Raw genomic sequence first — 18982 nt, forward strand, 5'->3', positions numbered from 1 at the left:
AGGGAGCTCCCGGTGTAGCCGGGTGAGGGAGAGACCGGAGCAAAGCCGCGAACCCCTACTCGCGCCCCTTACGCTCCTCCACGAGCCGAGCATCCCCGAGCGCAAGCAGATGCTTGCCGACAAGCGGGCGCGGCTGGTCGAACAGCTTGCGGAAATCCAGGATTCCATCGACTTCATCGACGCCAAACAGCGCTTCTACGACAACGTCCTATCCGGCGCAACCCCATATGTGAGCGTGCTTATCCCGTTCGCCGCGCTTGCAAAGGAGTCAGAGGAACCGGGAGAATTGAAGGGTGCGGAGAGGAAATAGGTTCGACCGAGCCGTTTCTTCCTCCGGGATGCAAGCGCGAACAACGGTTTGTTGTACCCGCGCTTGGCGAATGGGCCATGCCCTTAGACTGGAATCAGCAAGCGCACAGCGAGGCGCTCGAATCGTTTTCCGATGTCGGGAGGTAGTCATGTCGATCGGTCAGGTTATCAAAGTCGTTCGCGAGGAGCGAGGTCTTACGCAGTCGCAGTTCGCGCACAAGCTGTTCGTCACCCAACAGGCGCTTTCCCGCTGGGAGAAGGGAACGGCAGAGCCGAGCATCGACATGATTCGGCTTATCAGCACCCGTTTTGAGGTGCCGATGGCGAGGCTTATGGAGATGCCGGACAACGGTTTTTGCCAAAGTTGCGCCATGCCATTCTATCGCCCGGAAGACCATGGCACCGAACCGGATGGAACGCGAAGCGGAGATTATTGCAACTACTGCTATGACGACGGCGTTTTTCTTCAGGACTATGCCAATAGCGATGAATTGGTCGCCGCGTGTGCGCCGATGATGGCGGAATCCTGCCATATCAGCGTCGAACAGGCCGAGGATTGCATGTCGGCGCTGCTGCCAAACCTCAAGCGGTGGCGGCATCAGGACGAGATCGATGCGGTGGCGGAAGGGGAATGAGCGATGGCGTTCGATTATAAGAAGGAGTATAAGGACCTGTATCAGCCGAAGACCATGCCGGCCATCGTCATGGTACCGGCGATGCGGTTCGTCGCGGTGGACGGTGTGGGCGACCCGAACGAAGAAGGCGGCGATTACGCCAAGGCGATGCAACTGCTTTACGGCATTTCGTTCACCGTCAAAATGAGCAAGAAGTCAAAGAACCCGGCCGAGCATATCGACGGGTACTTCGACTACACCGTGCCTCCGCTGGAGGGCTTATGGAGCATGGGGGAGGGTGTGTCCGGCGTCGATTACGCGCACAAAGCCGACTTCCATTGGACTTCGATGATTCGTCTGCCGGAATTCGTGACCGATAAGATCTTTGCGTGGGCCAAGGCATCGTTTGCCGCCAAACACCCGGAATCCGACGTCAATCGCGCATATCTCTTCGATTTCGATGAAGGCGTGGTCGCGCAGGTCATGCACAAGGGCCCGTACGACGACGAGCCCGCAACCGTGGCGATTCTGGATGACTACGCGCGCTCGCAAGGCTACGAGCTCGACCTCTCCGACGCCCGCCGACATCACGAAATCTACATATCCGATCCGCGCCGAGCAAAACCGGAAAACCTCAAAACCGTCATCCGTCATCCGGTAGTGAAGGTGGGTTGACTTTCGGTGAACTGCTCGAAGCGCTCACCGCGCAGTAGCGCGAACAATCTGCCGGAATCCTCACCGTGGTCAAAGAGCGCTACCAAGAACTCGATAAGCAAAATAACTAGAAGCACTGGTTCCTCTCGGAGAGATTCTGCCCGAGCGACCTTATGAATCCGGCACAGGTCATCTTTCCCGATGCAGGAAGCATCCAGGCTCATGTGCATTGAGGACGCCGATGGATTGCAGATAGGCGTAGACGATGGTGGTACCGATGAATCGCATGCCGTACGTCTTGAGATCCGCTGCGATGGCGTCGGACAGAGGGGATGTAGTCATGCCTGTCTCGTAGATGACGTGACGGCCGGTGAACCGCCAAATATAGTCGTCGAAACTGCCGTATGACGCCTGGATATCCCGGAATGCGTTGCAGGTATTTTGGTGTCATTTGAGATTGGGAAGCGGAAATCGATGTCGCATGGAATCGAACTGACTAGCAGGTGGGGTCCCAACATCACAAAAGTCCCTTAGACCGCAAGGCCATATAGGTTCTACGGTCATCGGATAAAATCGGATAAATCGTTTAGCGGCCGGATAAAAGAAGAAGCCCAGAATCGTTGAGATCCCAGGCTTTTTTGTTTGTCGGGCTAGCGGGATTTGAACCCACGACATCCTGCTCCCAAAGCAGGCGCGCTACCAAACTGCGCTATAGCCCGATACGCCATTAAGGCACAAGGAATTATTATAAACGACGCTGGATACATTGCGTGTCGAGCATATGAATTCAAAAAGGTTCCGGATTCTCTTGATAGCGTATGAGCGACATCTTTATACAATGATGCTCTACAACGACTAGGTTTGAATCTGCATCTGCTATTTCTATCAAATTCAGTAACAACATTCATGAGGATGTTGCGAGTCGTCACGTATTTTGGCATAATAAACAGTGCTTTGGCCCGCAAGGGCGAGGCTCCAAGTCGCCGGGGGTATTCCCCCGGCATTCCTTTTCCTCCAATGTTGTCAGGAGCCCATTTGAGCGAATTGAGCATCTTCGCGGACGAATCTGGCGAGTGGGGTAAGCTGTCCGAATGCTATCTCATCACATTGGTGCTTCACGTCCAGTCCGATTCTGTAGCGGAACATATTGATAAGTATGAACGCCATCTGGCTGATTCAGGCTTGCCTGATATTCCATTCCATGCTGGTCCATTGTTTAATGGGCATGACGGTTACGAAGACATTTCATTTGCGGACCGTAAGCGGTTGTTCTTCGCGTTCTTCACGCTCGCTCGTAACCTTCCGTTCCGATATGTGACATTCGCGCATCTCAAGACCATGTTTGATGGCAACAAAATCCGATTTGAGGCTCAGCTCAAACGTGACTTAGCCGACTTCTTCCTGTCGCATCTGGACGAATTCCAGTCGTACGAGATAATCAAGGTGTATTACGACAATGGTCAGCAGATTGTTGCAAATGCATTGAAGACTTCTATCAGCTATGCGCTGTCTAAGGAGACCGTTGTATACCGTGATGCACAGCCAAAGGACTATCGTCTTGAACAGGCGGCAGATCTGATGTGTACTGTCGAACTGACTGCGTTGAAGTTCGATAAAGGCACGGAAACTGCTACTGATCGGAAAATATTCAAGAATCGGAGAGACTTCCGCAAGAACTATCTCAAGATTCTACGTCGCAAGCAATTCTGAACATCATTACGGGAATTACAAGATTTTTGTAGTGTTTCAGATTTTCAGTAGAATGGCGACAGCCAAATCCCGCTGGCTTGCTAGTAAAGCGTTGTCCTCGGGGGGAGCTTTGTTTGTTGTTGAAAGATAACGCGGTATCGAATAGATAGGGGAGGACCGGCATGGGATGTCACCAACGTGCGGAAACCTCCGGCCTCATCTCCTTTCTGATTTGTGCCGTCGTCGGCGCGGTGTCCATGAACCTGTACCTGCAATTCGCGCCGGCCATCTGGCAGCTGACCCAACGCCGTTTCATGGTGTGTTCGGGCATCGTGGCCGCGTGCGGTGTCATCTCGTTCATCATCGGATACGCCAGCAAGTCACGCTCGCTGAACCTCAAACACGGTTGGCTCGCGCCGATTCGTCGCATGTTCGAAATCATCGCTTTGTCGGTGGTATACGCCTCGACCATCTTCCTGTCTTCGTTCGCCCTGATCGGCGCGGCCAGTGACATGATGGGCAAGGCACTGTTCTCCGGCTATCTTTCCAGCGTCTGCGCGGCCTTCGCCGGCGTGGTGGGGTATATGACCTTCGTGCAGGCGGAGATGATGAATGCCAAAACCATCGCCAGCCTGTTGCCGTTCTTCGTCATCTCCGGCGTGGTTACCGCCGGCATGACCACCGACGATCCATACTGGTATCACAACAATTTCTCCCAGCTGGGCGACCGCACCACATTCGCGGCACGCATGTTCAACTCCACGCTGATTCTGGCCGGCACATGCATCATCATCGTCAGCTACTTCGCCATCTCCGAGCTGGTGACCACCGAACGGCTGCAGCGTCTGTGGCATGACCACACCAAAGCCGACCCGAACCGCGGTTATGAGATTTCGCATTTCATGTTCCGTATAGTCGTCCTGTCCATTTTGCTGACCGTGGCCGGCCTGGCGTTCATCGGCATTGGCGTGTTCCGCTATACACCGCACAATCTGTTGCACAACATCTGCGCCAAAGGCCTGCCGTTTGTGATGTTGCTGCTGTTTGTCCTCCTGCCATGGCTGGCGCCCCGACTGTCCAAAGCGGTGATGGTGGCCTCCGATTTGGCTGCACTCGTATGCGCCGCATTCTGGGTCAATATGATGATGGGGCACAACACGCTTACCAATGTGGAGGCTCTGGCTGGACTGGCGTTCCTCGGTTGGTTCATCGTGTTCTCTCGTCAAATCGCTGCCATCGAAGCTGATCGTATTGCCGCGCAGCTCTTGCATGCCCAAGCCATCGAAGATGGACTGGAACAGCCCGCTGCTGAACCGGAACAGCAAATTGAATCTCGCATCGCTGCCGACCGCTGAGCCCATTCATTTGCTAGATTTGGCCTTATGACTGAACAACTCTCGAATCTCTGGCCTGCGCCGCTTGCTACACGACCGTTGAACGCCACGGTGACGGTACCGGGCAGCAAATCGTTATCCAATCGTTATCTGATACTTGCCGCACTTGGCAATGAACCCGTCACTTTGGTCGGATTGCTGCGTTCGCGTGACACCGACTTGATGATGGGCGCTCTTGAAGCATTGGGCGTGCGATGTGATGTCGATACCACAACCGACACCACCGTAACGGTCACACCGCCTTCATCCGGCCGATTCAATGGCAACGTTGATGTGTTCTGCGGCTTGGCCGGTACGGTGATGCGTTTTGTACCGGGACTGGCACTGTTCGCCGATGGGCCAGTGCATTTCGACGGTGACGAACAAGCCTACGCCCGCCCGATGAGGCCGGTGCTTGACGGTCTGAAGCAACTTGGTGCCAAGATCGAATACCACGGGGAAGTCGGACGACTGCCGTTTACCATTACACCGCCAACCGAGCTTCCGGCTGCTCAGGCTCGGGTCAGTATCGATTCGTCCGGTTCCTCCCAGTTCATCTCCGGCTTGCTGTTGATTGGTTCCAAACTGCCCGGTGGATTGAGACTGACGCACACAGGAGAAAAGACCCCGAGTCTGCCGCACATCCGCATGACCGTGGTCGATGTGACCGGTGCCGGCGGTGCAATTGAAGCCGATGAGTCCGCCCGCACATGGACGGTCGAGCCTCGCGCGATACAGCTGTTGGATAAGGTGACTGTCGAACCTGACTTGTCGAATGCGGCGCCATTCCTCGGTGCGGCCTTGATTGCCGGTGGTACGGTCCGTGTACCGCATTGGCCGGAAACCACCACCCAGCCGGGCGGTCTGCTGCCTGGATACTTGGAGCAAATGGGTGCCAAGGTATCGTTCCCGACGATTGACGGCGTGCGCTATTGCGAAGTGACCGGCGATGGAACTGTACGCGGCCTAGGCTCGTTTGATCTGACCGCAGCGGGAGAGATTGCGCCTTCGCTGGCGGCGATTCTGGTATTCGCCGATAAGCCCACCGATATGGTAGGTATCGGGCATCTGCGCGGCCACGAGACGAATCGTCTGGAAGCCTTGGTCAATGAGATTCGCCGCATCGGGGGAGTGGCCGAGGAATTGCCCGACGGACTGCGCATCGAGCCAGTGCCGTCTGAGACACTGCATGAGGCGAATATGGAAACCTACGCCGACCATCGTATGGCCACGTTTGCCACGATGCTGGGACTGCGCATTCCCGATATTCAGGTCATTAATGTGGCCACCACGCGCAAGACCCTGCCTGATTTCGTTGGTATGTGGAACGGGATGCTGGCATAATTCAGCTCCCTTCAGTCCGCTGCGCGGACAGCTACCCTCAGGGAGGAGCCAAGTTAAAGAGTCCGGCGCCCCTCTTTAAGAGGAGCCGTCGCCGGAGGCGACCGAGGGGAGCGCGACGCATCGGGCAAATCACGGCATTACAAATGAGTGTGGGGCTGATTCCGGTTGGAATCAGCCCCACACTCGTGTTGCAACTAGAGACTAGTTAATGCCCTAACGGCGGCCACTCACTTGGCGAAAGTGTTGCCGTAGGTGTCGGTGCCGGCTTCGGCGATTGCGGCGGACTTGCGGGCGATAGCCAGCTCTTCGTTCGTCGGAATCACGGCGATGATCACGGAGGAGTCCGGAGTGGAGATGATGCGCGGTTCCTTGGAACGGGTGGCGTTCTTCTCCTCGTCCAGCTTGACACCGAACGGAGCGAGCTTGTCGCACACCATCTTGCGCACGATGTCGTCGTTTTCGCCCACGCCAGCGGTGAAGGTGATCACGTCGCAGCCACCCATCTGGTAGGTGTAGTTGCCGATGTAGCTGACGATGCGGTGCACGTAGACGTCCAGAGCCAGCTTGGCGTCCTCGTTGCCTTCGCCCACCAGACGGTGGACTTCGCGCAGGTCGCCGAAGCCGGTCATGCCCATCATGCCGGAACGCTTGTTGAACAGGGCGTCGAGCTCGTCCACGTTCATGTGGGCGTTGCGGATCAGGTGGAAGACCACAGCCGGGTCGATGTCGCCGGTACGGCCACCCATCATGAGGCCCTCGAGCGGGGTCAGACCCATGGAGGTCTCAACCGGCTTGCCGGAGACTTCAGCGGAGGCGGAAGCACCATTGCCGATGTGCAGCACGATCTGCTTCAAGCCCTCGGCCGGCTTGCCGATGACGTCCGGCACCACGGAGGAGATGTACTCGTGGGAGGTGCCGTGGGCACCGTAGCGGCGAATGTGGTACTGGTCGGCGATTTCCTTGTTCAGCGCATAGGTGCTGGCGGCCTTCGGCAGCTGGAAGAAGAAGGAGGAATCGAACACGAAGATCTGCGGAACGTCCGGCAACAGGGAGCGCATGACTTCGGCGCCCTTGGCCTCCGGGCCGTTGTGCAGCGGGGCGAGCACGGCCAGATCCTTGACCTGGTTGATGGTCTTGTCGGTCACGAGGGCCGGCTTCGGGAAGATGGAACCGCCCTGCACCACACGGTGGCCGACGGCAACGATGCCGGCGTCGGACAGCTTGGGGCCGTACTCCTCAAAGAAGCCGAGCACGCGCTTCAAGCCCTGCTCGTGGTCGTGAATCGGCTCTTCAAGCTCGTGCTTCTCGCCGTTGTACTCGTGCTTGTAGTGGCCGTCGACCGGCTCACCGATCTTCTCGACGAGACCGGAAGCGAGGCCTTCGCCGGATTCGAGATCAACCAGCTGGTACTTGATCGAGCTGGAGCCAGAATTGATGACAAGGACGGTTTTCGCCATTGTGGGCATCCTCCATTGTGAATTGAATGTTCCCGTGGATACACGGGTTACCGTTGATTAGATTACTCGTTGCTTGCTACAAAATGTGGCATTACAGCGGCTCCCCTCAGAGAGGGGAGCCGGAGTCGGAATCACTGCGCTTCGATGGCGGTGAGGGCGATGGTGTTGATGATGTCCTGCACCAGGGCACCACGGGACAGGTCATTCACCGGCTTGTTGAGGCCTTGCAGCACCGGGCCGATGGCCAGCGCGCCCGAGGAGCGCTGCACGGCCTTATAGCCGATGTTGCCGGCGCACAAATCCGGGAACACGAACACGTTGACATGTCCGGCCACATCGTTGCCTTTGGCCTTGGTGGCGGCCACGTCGGGCGACCAGGCGGCATCGAACTGGATGGAACCAACCACCGGCAGGTCCGGTGCCTTCTCCTTGAGCAGCTTGGTGGCTTCCTCGACAATATCCACATCCGGGCCCTTGCCGGAGCCGAGCGTGGAGTAGGAGAGCATGCCGACCTTTGGGTCGATGCCGAAGGCACGTGCGGTTTCGGCGGACTGCAGCGCGATTTCGGAGAGCTGCTCCGCATCCGGGTTCAGGTTGATGGCACAGTCGGCAAACACGGCCACGTGATCCTTGAAGCACATGAGGAAGGCGCCGGAAACGAGCTTCTGACCTGGCTTGGTCTTGATGACCTGCAGGGCCGGACGCACGGTGTTGGCCGTGGAATTGATGGAACCGGAGACCAGGCCGTCGGCGTAGCCGAGCACCACGAGCATTGTGCCGAAGTAGCTGGCGTCGGCCAGCTGCTTGCGAGCCTGCTCTTCGGTCATGCCCTTCTTGGCGCGCAGCTCGCACAGCTTGGCAACCATGGGCTTCAAGACGTTCTCGTCATCCATGGCCTGGAAACGGGCGCGGTCCAGGAACTTGAGGCCGAGCTCCTCGCCGCGGGCCAGAATGGCATTCTTATCACCCACGATGATGAGATTCACAATCTCACGCTCGAGCAGGTAGTCAGCCGCCTTGATAATGCGGTCTTCCTCGCCTTCAGGCAGCACAATAGTCTTCTTGTTGCTCTTGGCCTTGCCGAGCAGGTCGAACTGGAAGGCATACGGGGTGATGGGTGCGGTGTTCTCCACATCGAGCGCTGCGAGCACTTCATCGGTGGGGGCGTTCTTGCGGAAGGTCGCCAGCGCCAGATCCTTGGTGGATTCGTCGGTGAACGGAATCTGGGGAAGCGTCCAGACGGGCAGACCGTACTTGGCGAGGGTTTCCTTGACGGAGAAGGCGTGGCGCGGTTCACAGCCGGTCACGAAAATGCCGAGCACCTTGTTGCCGGCGGCTTCCATGCCCTCGATGGACAGATGCACGGTCTCGTCCAGCTCGTGCGGCCAGCGGTCGATGGTGCACACGGCCAGGAACACGCCGGCCTTCAGGTCGGCGGCCACATTCGCATTGAATTCGTAGCTGGTCGGATCATTGACATGCGACTTGTCGGTGCCGACGATCAGTGCGGCATCCGCACGGGACACATCCATGGCGTCGTTGAAGGCACCGACGATGTCACCACGGGCGGTGCCCTTGTCGGTGCGCACCTTGTGCACGTCAAGTCCGGTAGACAGAGCCACGCCAAGGCCAGCATTGGACGCGGCGAGCAGAATGGGGGTGAAGTCGTCGTGGTTGGACACGGCCGGACGGAACACCATGGTCTTGTACTTGGAAGTCAATGCATTGAGCACGCCGTACGCAACGACGTTGCGGCCATTAGCGCCTTCGGGGCTGGCGATATATACACGGGTCACGGTCACTGTGTCTGTCTCCTTTGATGTGCAACATATGTGGAACCATATCTCATTGTAGTGGTCGTTGTTATCGTTCACGGTGTTGTGTCGCGGCGGGATGCCCGAAGACAAGGCCCAGCATTGCCATCGAATCCAGCAAACCATACGAAATCGGCAATAACGCAGTGAACAGAGAAAACAAGAAGCGCGAGCCTTGATACGACTCGCGCTTCTTGATTTGCGGCAATTCCTCATACAAGGAACCGCCATTGGGTTCCCCCACCTGGACTCGAACCAAGACAAAGGGTTCCAAAGACCCGTGTGCTGCCATTACACCATGGGGGAGCAGTGAGCTTGCGCCCACAAGTGTTCATTTATACCACACGGCTGGAATTACTGAAAGCCCATGCCATGTCGTTCGCGTCGCTTCATGAAAAAGCAACAGGACTCACGCAAAGAGGAATCCTTGACCGTGATGTTCGGGGTAAGTGTCGAACAGTTCAGCCACCGAGCCATCCTCGAATACCGCGCGAATGGCGCTGGCAAGCAAGGGGGCAATGGACAGTACGGTCAGACCGTCCCAGCGCTTCTCGTCCGGAATCGGCACGGTGTCGGTGAGCACGACCTCGCGTGCACCGCTTTCCTTCAGCCGATCGATTGCCGGGCCGGACAGCACGCCATGGGTGGCGACCACGGTCACGGACTTCGCACCGGCTTCCTGTAGCACGTGGCATGCGCCCGCGATAGTGCCGGCGGTGTCAATCAAATCGTCGACCAGCACGCAGTCCTTGCCAGCCACGTCGCCGACCACACGGTTGGCCACGGCCTGGTTCGGGCGGGTAATGTCACGTGTCTTATGCACGAAGGCAAGAGGACCGCCACCGAGTCGCTGGGCCCACTGCTCGGCCACACGGATACGTCCGGCATCGGGGGAGACGACAGCGACGTTGTCAAGATGCCCCTGGAAACGATCGCGGATGTAATCGACCAGTACCGGCATGGCGATGAGGTGGTCGACCGGACCATCAAAGAAGCCTTGGGACTGGGCAGCATGCAGATCGACCGACATGATGCGGTCGGCGCCGGCGGTTTTGAGCAAATCGAAGACCAGACGGCAGGAGATGGGTTCGCGGCCGCGGTGCTTTTTGTCTTGCCTGGAATAACCGAGCAGCGGGCACACGGCGGTAATGGAGCGGGCGGAGGCGCGCTTCAAGGCGTCGATCATGATGAGCTGTTCCATGATCGCCTTGTTAATCGGCTTGTAATGGCTCTGCAGCACGAACACGTCGGCGCCACGCACCGATTCGGTGTAGCGCACATACATCTCGCCGTTGGCGAAATCGTATGTGGTGGTTTCCAAGATATCGATACCGAGCTGATCGGCGACATCCTGCGCTAACTTCGGATGAACCCTTCCCGTGACGAGAATGAGGTTCTTATCGGGCTTTCCTTCAAGGATTGCGCTCACCATTACTCCCAACATGTGGTCTCGCTGATGCACCCACCAGCATAGCTGTTCTTAACGACCGTAAAGACACCCTTGCGTTGCTTGGCGTTCACCTAACGGCTTTGCAGGGCGGGTCGGATTTGCTTTGTCTGCATCGCGGCTGTTTAGTGGCCGGCCTGCACCCATTGCTCTATGGCTTGTTTCACCGTTTGCGCGTACAGGTCGGTTCCTGCGGAAGGATGAATACCGTCGGAGGCCAGCAGCTGCGTATTCGTCTGTGCGGCGGAGTCCCAGTCTGCTAGCACGACGTTGTCTTGATGGGTGTTCGCATAGTCGGACAACGCTTGGTTGGCCACGGGAATCCAGCTGCGGTCGCCATGGCCGTTGACGAGCACCAGCACACGGTCAGGGCCAATCTGATTGTGCAGCTGATCGAGTTGACCGGTGCTTATTGCGGAATTGGTGGCAAGCCCGAGAATGACCCAACTGCGCAGCGTTCCGGCATTCAAGTCATTGTTCACCATGCCAGGGGCCACCATAATAGAGCGTGACACGGCGGCGTCAATCTGAATTCCCGGAAACACAGCGGATAATCCCTGCGAGGAAGCCAGCATCACGGAGTCGCCGATTGCGGTGATCTGGTCACCGGTCGGCATGCCATGTCGTGGCTTGGCTGGCGGAGGTGTGGGGGATCGCATAAGATCGCTGGCTGTCTGCTGCGCCTGACTTGCCTGTTGCGACTGCTTCTGCTGCTGCAGGGTCTGAGCTTGCTGCTCCAACTGAATCTGCACAGAGGTTTTCTCCGGGGCATGCACAAGGCCCTGCACACATCCAACCAGAGCAACGGCCCAAACGATATCCACTACCACCGCGCAGACTATCTGCTTTGCAACAGGGTTACGGTACGGCACCAGAACCTCCAGTGCCGATTGAGCAGCGGCCGTCTTTTCAACCATCAGCCAGGAGAACGCCACAGCCAGGGCGGTTAGTATGGCGGTGATAGCCAGAATGATGCTGTACGACGGACCTTGAATCATGCGAGGTAACGTGGACCGGACGATAATCCACACTGGCCAGTGCCACAGGTAGATGCCGTATGAGTAGCGCCCCAATGCCGCTAGCGGCTTGAACTTCATCAGGTCCTGCATCCACGAGTCATCGCTGATGGTGCCTGCAATCAGTGCCACAGACAGCACGCTGGCAATAATGATGCCGCCGCGGAATGCAAAGTTATCTTGCTGCCCGTTCACCGTCATGATAATGAGTGCCACCAGCGCTGTCAGCGACATCGCTGGTGCAATCGTTTCCCAGAGACGTTGCCGTGTGGTTTTCGCTGCGACCTCGGCAATGTTGTTGGGAATATTGTTGGGTATTGCGGGAATATTGACATGCACGGAACCTGAGTCCGCAGCCGCTCCGGCGACTCGGGGAGCTTGCGGCGTTGCCTGATTGTGGCGAGTCAGCCACCAAGCCAGGGCCACGCCGAGCATGAGACCCACGCTATGGGTATCGGTGCCGAAATAAACGCGGGTCGGATCTGCGCCCGGCTTGTACATCAGCCACATGGAAGCGCCGCTGAGGGCAGCAAGACCCAGAGGAATAAGCGAGGCAAAACGGGTATCGCGAATCCTCCACATCGCCCATGCAATGAACGGCACGATGATATAGAACTGCGTCAGCACACCGATGAACCACAAGTGCCGTAGAATTTGTGGATTCGTCTGCTCGAAGTAGCTTTGCCCGCCGGCAATGGCATACCAGTTGTAACAGCCGAACAGCACGGTGATGACCTGATTGCGGATGGCAACCAGCAAATCCCGTTCGGTCAGCCAGCAGACGGAGACGATAACGGGAATCAGCAAAAGCAAAGCCGGATACAGTCGAACCAAGCGTCGAGGAATATACCGCCTAAGATTCAACGAGCCAGTGGTGGACAGCGAACGGAAAAGGCTGATGGCAATAAGGAAGCCGGATACCGTGAAGAATACGTCAACGCCGTAGAATCCGCCTGGCATCTTCTGCTGCACGCAGTGATATAGCACGATGGCGATAAGTGCCAGACCTTTGATACCGTCAAGTCCGACAAAACGCTTCACAGTTTTCCATCCCTTTGCTGTTGCGATTTCACGATTCTCTTCTCTTCGAACCTCACAAAAGAATCAGGGTCAAGCATGGTAGAGGGGAACGACATCGAATGACATCGTTCCCCTCTAAGCAATCTGTATTGCTATCGCTTTATTCCCACTCTTTCGCGCTCGTTTACTGTTGTGCCATTCCAGTTGACTCCAGTTGGCTCGTTGATCTTGACCGTCATACCGCCGAATCCCGCCGCGTGACTTCGCGTAGGTGTTTGGGACAAATCCTGGGACAAATCCGCGAACCATTTCGAAACCGCGAGCCTGCAGTTTCGTTTTTGTCCCGGGGACAAAAACGGGCTGGTTTTGAGGCTCAAAATCATTCGAAACGAATGGTCAAACGCCCGATTGTCTTCTTTGTCGCCTGTTTCGCACAGTAAATCGTAGCCTGTGGCTTTATCGTCTTGCGTTCCCGCAGGTTCAGGAGGGATACGCAAGAGCGATGACTGAAAGAATCGTCGCAGGCGGCTTCGCGCATGCCCCTAATCACGCTTTGGCACTGCTCGATAAGGCTGCTCGCTTCACTCCATGAACAGAGGATCCCTCAGTGGGTCGGAGCTCGAAAATCAACGATTCCCCAAGTCAGGTACTCCCATTTCCCTTTCTCCTTATCGAGCTCAGGATACTCGCTCAAAAACCTTTCAACGCCCCTTTCCATGCGCGCAAGCAGGGCAGTTAAGTTGATGCTGATCTTTATGCGGCAGTCGTTCTCAACCCCATCCGGCTCTGGTGAGCTGGTGGATCCATATCCGACGACCAGCTGGCTGTCGTTGTCGAAGACCTGTATGCCGATCGAATGGAACGGCGAGTATTTTGCCCCCGCGCCATTAATAACCGAAGATCCGGTATGGAGCACGGCGTTTCGCAGTTGGCAGAAATCGGATGCGGTGAAGTTGTCTTCCCGCATGAGCGCGGCCATCGTTCGCTCGATATGGTCTCGACTTTGCTTGCGAGATCTGTCGATGTCGTCAACCACAGGGGTGCTAGGAAACCCGAGATACCTCGTGCACCAATTTCGCTGTCCATCTTTATTACTGGGGTCAATCAGGTTCGCGCAAACATCCGGAATGGTGACCAGAACCGTCAGGCATGAGATCAGCAAACCGGCATCGAACGCCAAGCGAGCCTCCCCGATAAGATTTCTCGGCGAGCGCTCAATGGTTCGCGGGGCGCCCTGGGGCGCGCCCGCGTCGTTTTCGGTATCAGGAAGCAACAGGTCAAGCTCTGAGCCCATCGGTTAACCCTCGATCTCTATACTCTCGCCGCCATCGTTCGGAACCAGCTTCACAGAGTAATTGAGCTGCGCCGCCGTTTGGCATAAGGTCTCCACCTTCATAGTTTTCGATTTTAGGCGCTGGTCTAGCGCCTGCGGGGTGAGACCGAGATCGATGGCAAGGGAGCGTTGGGAACGCCCCTGCTCCTCAAGTATCGACTTGATGGCATCTGCGGATCTCATAGCTGCAACATCCCCTGGAAGAAGGTCGACGGGAACATGAATTCGCGTTCTTTTTTCTTTTTGTCGTTGTCGAAACGCACGGCGATTCTGTCACTGCCAATCGAAACGACTTCGCCGTAGCCAAAGCTCTTGTGGAAGACCTGCGTTCCCTCCTCGATCTTGGAGAGGTCGTCTTCGGTGATGGCTGGCCCTTCAGGCTCCAATGCCTTGGGCTCGGTCTTTTTCGGATAACCGGAAAGCCACCAGCCGGCCTTGAAGCCCGTTGCCTTGCCGCCTTCCAGCTTGTAGGTGAACTGTGCGCCATTTGCGGCAAGCTCGTTCATGACGACGTCTAGCTCACCACCGCCGATGGCTCAAAGGCTTCCGCCCTTGGGGCGGCGATCGGCGATACGGACGTTGTGGGACTCGAGGACGCCGACGACCCAGTCCTTCTTGAGGGGAGCCTCTCCAAGCATCGTTGCTTTCGCAGTCGACCTTGAAACGCTCAATGCCGACGGTTTGACCGAGGGTTTTACCGCAACAGCAGGCGACGGAGCTTCTGCCTTAGCGCCGTTGCCCAGAGCGGAGCCGTCGGGAGCCACCATCGACTCCTGCTGCTTCGCGTAGAGGTAGTCGTAATTGGACAGGGACGTATCGTAAAGGCCGACCTTCTCGCCCTCATGCTTGTTGATACCGGTATAGACAAGGCTCGCATCCTCATAGCGACGGAACTTGTAGACCGCGTCGTTCATGAGGGCGGAATTGAACATGCCGAGCGAAACGAGCAAGTTGAAATCCGAGACGTCAAGACCGGTGACCTTCTTAAAAAGCCCCGGCTCCAACTGAGTGATGACGTCGTAGAGGGTCTCCTCGCGGTAGTCGGTGAGGTACATGAAGACCGGGATGCGCGTGGCGAACTTGATCAGTTTCTCCTGTATCTCCTTGCGCTTGGACTTGAACTCCTTCTCCTCCTCAGTGAGCTGCTTCTTCTCCTTTTGGGTGAGGTTGTCGCCCTTCTCCTTCTTGACCTTCTTGATGGCTTCAGACTTGTTGATGATGGTCTTGATGTCGTCGTTGAGACTGCGGAAGCCCTCGATGCTCATGAGGGCGTTGATTGCCTCGTCGTTGGCGAGCAGGCGTCGTAGCGTGTCGTTATCGACGTTGACGAGCAGCGCCGACTCCCAGCGCTTGGCGAGAAGCGTTGCGGAGGTCCCTGCCATGGCGATGTCGAGGATTTCGGAGGCGTTGATCTCCTTCATACGGCTGCCGTCGTAGGCAAGCACGGGAAGGAAGCGGATGAAGTCGCCAACCTTCTGCTCGGGGCCCTTCTTCTCTGTGGAGAGCTGCGTGGAGTAGTCGGACACCATGGTGAGGGCGCGGTCTAGCGCAAAGTCGAACACGTAGCACTCGTTCTTGACGATTTGCATGTTCCCGTCGTCGTCCTTGACCGTCCAGGGTGACTGCACGCGAAACGCCGTCTGGAAGTAGGTCTCGGCGCTCTTTACGTTGGAGAGCATGAAGACGCCGGTCCATGGCTTCACCGTGACGCCGGTGGTGAGCTTGCCGCAGGACAGCGTGATGGACTCCGACTCGAGCGGATCGCGCATCGACTTCTGCACGGGCGGCAGGGCGGCAAGACCGATGCCCGCGCCCGAGCCTGCGCACACGTTGATGTGGTAGTCGTGGAAGAAGGTGTTCTGGCGCTCCATGAGCAGGTTCTTCATGGCGAAGCACGATGCGACGTTGGGCAGGAACCATAGGGTATGGCCGAGCACGGAAAGCAGGCGCACATCGGAGAATGGCATGGCCGGCTTCTCCCCGAGCTTGAGCTCGTCGACCGTAGTAGGCATGTGCTGGCCGCGCATCAGGTCGAGCCACATCTGAACGTAGCTCTTGAACTTGAACTGCGCGGCCTCGCCCTCGCCCTCCGCGGAGAAGAAGACGTTGAGGTCGAACTGGTTGGTATCGGTGTTGAGCGCTATGCGCTTGATGTCCTCTGGCATCTGGTAGGTGAGCATGACCATGCGCGGCAGCGAAGCATAGGGGTTGGGGCCTTGGGAGGGCTTCCAAGCGGCTTTCGCGGCCTGTTCGTCCGAATAAGTCCAGTTGAAGATCTGCTCCTTGATGAACTCACCGGAATTGAGGACGCGGAACGGCGTGCCTGACAGGAACAGGAAGTACTTGGTGACAATCGGCAGCCAGGTCTCGTCCTGCTCGTTGCCGGTGACCTTGACGTCCTCGTGGATGGCCTTCTCGTCGTCCTCGCCGATCGAGGCGAAGAGCTTGCGCGCGGAGTCGCGCCACGCGCCGAAGTGATACTCGTCGAAGATGACGAGATCCCAGTCGGTGAGGCGCACCCACTCGTGGCGGGCCTTGATGTTGCCGTTTGAGTCGAGGCCGAGGTAGTCCTGGAACGAGCCGAAGCAGACGATGGGACGCGACGGGTCGCAGTCTTCGTACTGTTGGCCCTCGCGGCACACGAACTGCCAGTCCTCAAAATCGACATGGCGATTGAGGTCTTCCTCCCACGCGCTCTGGACGGCAGGCTTGAACGTGAGCACGAGCACGCGGCTCATGCCCATGGACTTGGCGAGTTCGTAGGAGGCGAACGTCTTGCCGAAGCGCATCTTTGCGTTCCATAGGAACTTGGGCGTACGTTTAGAACCCTCGGCGTTGACCGACTCGAAATACTCGCGAGTGCGCCGCACGGCTTCCGCCTGCTCTGGGCGCATCTTGAAGTTCTGGTCACGCTCCTCGACGTTCTCGGTGCGGTCGCGTACGGCGACCCATGCAGCGCGCACATCATCTGGCGTGCAGCGGAACCACTCGCCACCCATCCCCTCGTGGTCATGTCTTTCAAGCCAGTGGTGCAACGGGTGATCAAGGAACACCGTGCCATCATCGCGAACTGCCGACTCTGCGAAAACGATGTTGTAGGGTCGCTCCTCGGGTTGAATCACCGGAAATTGCTCACACACACGCACTTCGACGTCGCGCGTGGTGTAGCCAACTTTGAGGAGCCCATTATGGTTGGGATTAGTGTCCTTATAGGCGTAGATCGACGGATGAGAATCCGGGCGTTGTGGAAAGAAGTCTTGACTGGGCATGGCTATTCCATTTCTGGGATCGAGTTGCAAATGTCAGCCATCTCCGCTTCGTCTAAGACGTACTCTGCAAACAATTCCTCATCGGTCCAGATATGGCTCCACTCTTGAACCGGAACGAACTCAAAAGCCTTTGGAGCCATATCTTGCGTGGACGTTCTTGTCGCAACGAGATACCGAACAAACCGCGTCTTAAGATAGGCAATCAGATTTCCCGCCTCCGAAACGGAAGTGCCAAGGACGATTACGTTGTATGTGTTTGAGCTGCACGTGCCAGGTTCACTAAGCTTAGGTTTTCCGAGAATCGTACTTCCCGGGTTGCCTGCCCCGGGGATGAGAACCTTACATTTCTTGATGTCATCGACGGGCGCCGACGGCCCGACAGCCACGCTGCGGATCGTCGAGGGCGACATGGTCGAGTGCGCGGGCGGATCCGAGCGCGCCTGGTTCTTCTCGGCCGAGGAGCCCTCCGAGGCCGGCGGCGTGCTCAGCGTGCCCATCGACGTCAAGAGAACCGGCGATAAGGCGTGGATTGGCTACAATGTATTAGACAGTCCGATGGGGGACGATTGACGTGGGATTGGAGGCCGGCGATGGCCGGCCCGAAGCATCCCCGCCACTACGAGGAGTCGTTCAAACGGCAGATCGTGCAGTTGTATGAGAACGGCAAGCCCTCCCGGGAGATCAGGGCCGAGTACGACATAGCGCGATCGACCCCGCGGCGTTGGGTCCAGGGCATCCGCGACAGCGGCTCCACCCGGGCCACGGACAACCGCACGCCCGGGCGGAACGAGCCGGTCGGGCCGGGGAGGCGCAACAGGCAGTTGGAGATGGAGGTGGACGTTTCAGAACGAGCGGCGCCGGCATTCGCACGAAAGCAGGCGTGATACGGGCCAACGCCGCCCGTTATCCGATATCGGCGCGATGCGGGATGCCGGGCGTTCCCCGCTCCGCCTACTACTGGATGATCGAACATCCCGAAGCCGAGCGGGTGGACCCGATTGCCGGCGGCGTGCGCGCGGTCCGGCGCGACGGCCATGAGCGCTGCGGCGCCGGGAAGATCAAGGCCGCGCTGGAGCGGAGGGGCGTCACCGCGTCCGGGAGGCGCGTCGGCGACATCATGCGCGAACGGGGCATGCGGGCGCGTACGCGCGCAGACGGTCCGAACCGCACAGGACGCGGGCCGACGAGGCCGGGCTCGCGAACATCCTCGGCCGCGGGTTCGACGGCTACGAGCCGCCACCCGCCTGGCCGGTGACCTGACGTACGTGCGCGTCGGCGGCAAGTGGGCGCACGTGTGCCTGCTGGCCGGCCTGGCGAACAGGGGCATTACCGTCCATTCCGCCGGGCGGGCCCGGGACGCGAGCCTGGTATTGGGCGCGTTCGCCACGCTCGACTTCCCTCTGACCGAGGTGGAGGTGTTCCACACGGACCGGGGCGGCGGGTTCGACAACGCGAGAATCGACGGGCCGCTCGACGTGTTCGACATCGGAGGATCGCCGTCAGGGAAGGGCGACCCGTACGACAACGCCGTGGTCGAATCCACCAACAGGCTCCTGAAGAAGGAGCTCATATGTATTTCGTCAAATTGAGGTGGACGTGTTTCGGCGCTTAATCTGAACACCGTCGGCGTTCAACTTGAACAC

Annotated in this window: 16 protein-coding genes, 2 tRNA genes and 1 pseudogene; 8 read left to right on the forward strand and 11 right to left on the reverse strand. The window is 57.9% G+C overall.

The window, feature by feature from the left end; all coding sequences use genetic code 11:
* Window positions 1-109: 109 nt before the first annotated feature.
* The 3 genes from BBBR_RS03600 (at window position 110) to BBBR_RS03610 (ending at window position 1598) form a co-directional block, all read left to right on the forward strand.
* Window positions 110-310 (forward strand): transcriptional regulator, encoded by a 201-nt coding sequence (locus BBBR_RS03600; protein ID WP_032738251.1) that lies wholly within the window; start codon window positions 110-112, stop codon window positions 308-310.
* 148 nt (window positions 311-458) lie between these two features.
* Window positions 459-944, forward strand: coding sequence for a zinc ribbon domain-containing protein (locus BBBR_RS03605; protein ID WP_003828945.1), 486 nt, complete (start codon window positions 459-461; stop codon window positions 942-944).
* Between the two features lie 3 nt (window positions 945-947).
* Entirely contained in the window at window positions 948-1598 is a 651-nt protein-coding gene (locus BBBR_RS03610) for a GyrI-like domain-containing protein (RefSeq protein WP_003828946.1), read from the forward strand.
* Window positions 1599-1766: 168 nt separating this feature from the next.
* Here the strand turns inward: BBBR_RS03610 and BBBR_RS03615 are convergent, their stop codons facing one another.
* On the reverse strand, window positions 1767-1994 hold the full coding sequence (locus BBBR_RS03615) for a DNA-3-methyladenine glycosylase I (protein WP_080543808.1): 228 nt from the start codon (window positions 1992-1994) through the stop codon (window positions 1767-1769).
* Between the two features lie 228 nt (window positions 1995-2222).
* A tRNA-Pro gene (locus BBBR_RS03620) sits at window positions 2223-2296 on the reverse strand.
* 316 nt (window positions 2297-2612) lie between these two features.
* Between BBBR_RS03620 and BBBR_RS03625 the strand changes: the two genes are divergently transcribed.
* The 3 genes from BBBR_RS03625 (at window position 2613) to aroA (ending at window position 5983) form a co-directional block, all read left to right on the forward strand.
* Complete coding sequence (locus tag BBBR_RS03625) at window positions 2613-3287, forward strand: DUF3800 domain-containing protein (protein WP_025262908.1); 675 nt, start codon at window positions 2613-2615, stop codon at window positions 3285-3287.
* Window positions 3288-3448: 161 nt separating this feature from the next.
* A complete protein-coding gene (locus tag BBBR_RS03630; protein ID WP_003828952.1) occupies window positions 3449-4621 on the forward strand; it encodes a hypothetical protein in 1173 nt (390 codons plus the stop codon).
* Window positions 4622-4648: 27 nt separating this feature from the next.
* Window positions 4649-5983 carry a 3-phosphoshikimate 1-carboxyvinyltransferase gene (gene aroA, locus BBBR_RS03635; protein ID WP_003828954.1) on the forward strand — a complete coding sequence of 445 codons (1335 nt, stop codon included), beginning with the start codon at window positions 4649-4651 and terminating at the stop codon, window positions 5981-5983.
* Window positions 5984-6210: 227 nt separating this feature from the next.
* Here aroA and BBBR_RS03640 read toward each other — a convergent pair whose 3' ends face one another.
* The 9 genes from BBBR_RS03640 to BBBR_RS03685 all read right to left on the reverse strand — a co-directional run bounded on the left by BBBR_RS03640 (window position 6211) and on the right by BBBR_RS03685 (window position 17339).
* Entirely contained in the window at window positions 6211-7440 is a 1230-nt protein-coding gene (locus tag BBBR_RS03640; RefSeq protein WP_003828955.1) for an acetate/propionate family kinase, read from the reverse strand.
* A gap of 131 nt (window positions 7441-7571) precedes the next feature.
* The gene (pta, locus tag BBBR_RS03645) at window positions 7572-9242 is read right to left on the reverse strand and encodes a phosphate acetyltransferase (RefSeq protein WP_016463131.1); all 1671 of its coding nucleotides are present in this window, start codon (window positions 9240-9242) and stop codon (window positions 7572-7574) included.
* A 247-nt stretch (window positions 9243-9489) separates the two neighbouring features.
* Window positions 9490-9560, reverse strand: a tRNA-Gln gene (locus BBBR_RS03655).
* 103 nt (window positions 9561-9663) lie between these two features.
* Window positions 9664-10686, reverse strand: coding sequence for a ribose-phosphate diphosphokinase (locus BBBR_RS03660; protein ID WP_032738170.1), 1023 nt, complete (start codon window positions 10684-10686; stop codon window positions 9664-9666).
* 140 nt (window positions 10687-10826) lie between these two features.
* Window positions 10827-12758, reverse strand: a complete 1932-nt coding sequence (locus BBBR_RS03665) for an acyltransferase family protein (RefSeq protein ID WP_003828961.1) — start codon at window positions 12756-12758, stop codon at window positions 10827-10829.
* Window positions 12759-13341: 583 nt separating this feature from the next.
* Complete coding sequence (locus BBBR_RS03670; RefSeq protein ID WP_003828963.1) at window positions 13342-14031, reverse strand: hypothetical protein; 690 nt, start codon at window positions 14029-14031, stop codon at window positions 13342-13344.
* Window positions 14032-14034: 3 nt separating this feature from the next.
* Window positions 14035-14253: a hypothetical protein gene (locus tag BBBR_RS03675; RefSeq protein WP_003828964.1), complete on the reverse strand. Its 219-nt coding sequence runs from the start codon at window positions 14251-14253 to the stop codon at window positions 14035-14037.
* Window positions 14250-14576: a hypothetical protein gene (locus BBBR_RS03680; protein ID WP_003828965.1), complete on the reverse strand. Its 327-nt coding sequence runs from the start codon at window positions 14574-14576 to the stop codon at window positions 14250-14252. The genes BBBR_RS03675 and BBBR_RS03680 overlap by 4 nt, the downstream gene beginning before the upstream one ends.
* Window positions 14577-14606: 30 nt before the next feature.
* Window positions 14607-17339, reverse strand: a complete 2733-nt coding sequence (locus tag BBBR_RS03685) for a GIY-YIG nuclease family protein (RefSeq protein ID WP_003828966.1) — start codon at window positions 17337-17339, stop codon at window positions 14607-14609.
* Window positions 17340-17690: 351 nt separating this feature from the next.
* On the opposite strand from BBBR_RS03685, the gene BBBR_RS03690 reads away from it, so the two are divergent.
* Together BBBR_RS03690 and BBBR_RS10215 are read left to right on the forward strand one after the other, a co-directional pair.
* Complete coding sequence (locus BBBR_RS03690; RefSeq protein WP_019728011.1) at window positions 17691-17909, forward strand: hypothetical protein; 219 nt, start codon at window positions 17691-17693, stop codon at window positions 17907-17909.
* Window positions 17910-17929: 20 nt separating this feature from the next.
* Window positions 17930-18912: pseudogene (locus BBBR_RS10215) on the forward strand (IS3 family transposase); the annotation flags it as partial.
* Between the last annotated feature and the right edge of the window lie 70 nt (window positions 18913-18982).

It is taken from the genome of Bifidobacterium breve DSM 20213 = JCM 1192 (genome assembly GCF_001025175.1).
In the GTDB taxonomy this organism is placed as follows: domain Bacteria; phylum Actinomycetota; class Actinomycetes; order Actinomycetales; family Bifidobacteriaceae; genus Bifidobacterium; species Bifidobacterium breve.

Coding starts and splice junctions, on each gene's coding strand:
- BBBR_RS03600 (WP_032738251.1), top strand. CDS start 110: ATGCTTGCCGACAAGCGGGCGCGGCTGGTCGAACAGCTTGCGGAAATC.
- BBBR_RS03605 (WP_003828945.1), top strand. CDS start 459: ATGTCGATCGGTCAGGTTATCAAAGTCGTTCGCGAGGAGCGAGGTCTT.
- BBBR_RS03610 (WP_003828946.1), top strand. CDS start 948: ATGGCGTTCGATTATAAGAAGGAGTATAAGGACCTGTATCAGCCGAAG.
- BBBR_RS03630 (WP_003828952.1), top strand. CDS start 3,449: ATGGGATGTCACCAACGTGCGGAAACCTCCGGCCTCATCTCCTTTCTG.
- aroA (WP_003828954.1), top strand. CDS start 4,649: ATGACTGAACAACTCTCGAATCTCTGGCCTGCGCCGCTTGCTACACGA.
- BBBR_RS03640 (WP_003828955.1), bottom strand. CDS start 7,440: ATGGCGAAAACCGTCCTTGTCATCAATTCTGGCTCCAGCTCGATCAAG.
- BBBR_RS03660 (WP_032738170.1), bottom strand. CDS start 10,686: ATGGTGAGCGCAATCCTTGAAGGAAAGCCCGATAAGAACCTCATTCTC.
- BBBR_RS03670 (WP_003828963.1), bottom strand. CDS start 14,031: ATGGGCTCAGAGCTTGACCTGTTGCTTCCTGATACCGAAAACGACGCG.
- BBBR_RS03675 (WP_003828964.1), bottom strand. CDS start 14,253: ATGAGATCCGCAGATGCCATCAAGTCGATACTTGAGGAGCAGGGGCGT.
- BBBR_RS03680 (WP_003828965.1), bottom strand. CDS start 14,576: ATGAACGAGCTTGCCGCAAATGGCGCACAGTTCACCTACAAGCTGGAA.
- BBBR_RS03685 (WP_003828966.1), bottom strand. CDS start 17,339: ATGCCCAGTCAAGACTTCTTTCCACAACGCCCGGATTCTCATCCGTCG.
- BBBR_RS03690 (WP_019728011.1), top strand. CDS start 17,691: ATGTCATCGACGGGCGCCGACGGCCCGACAGCCACGCTGCGGATCGTC.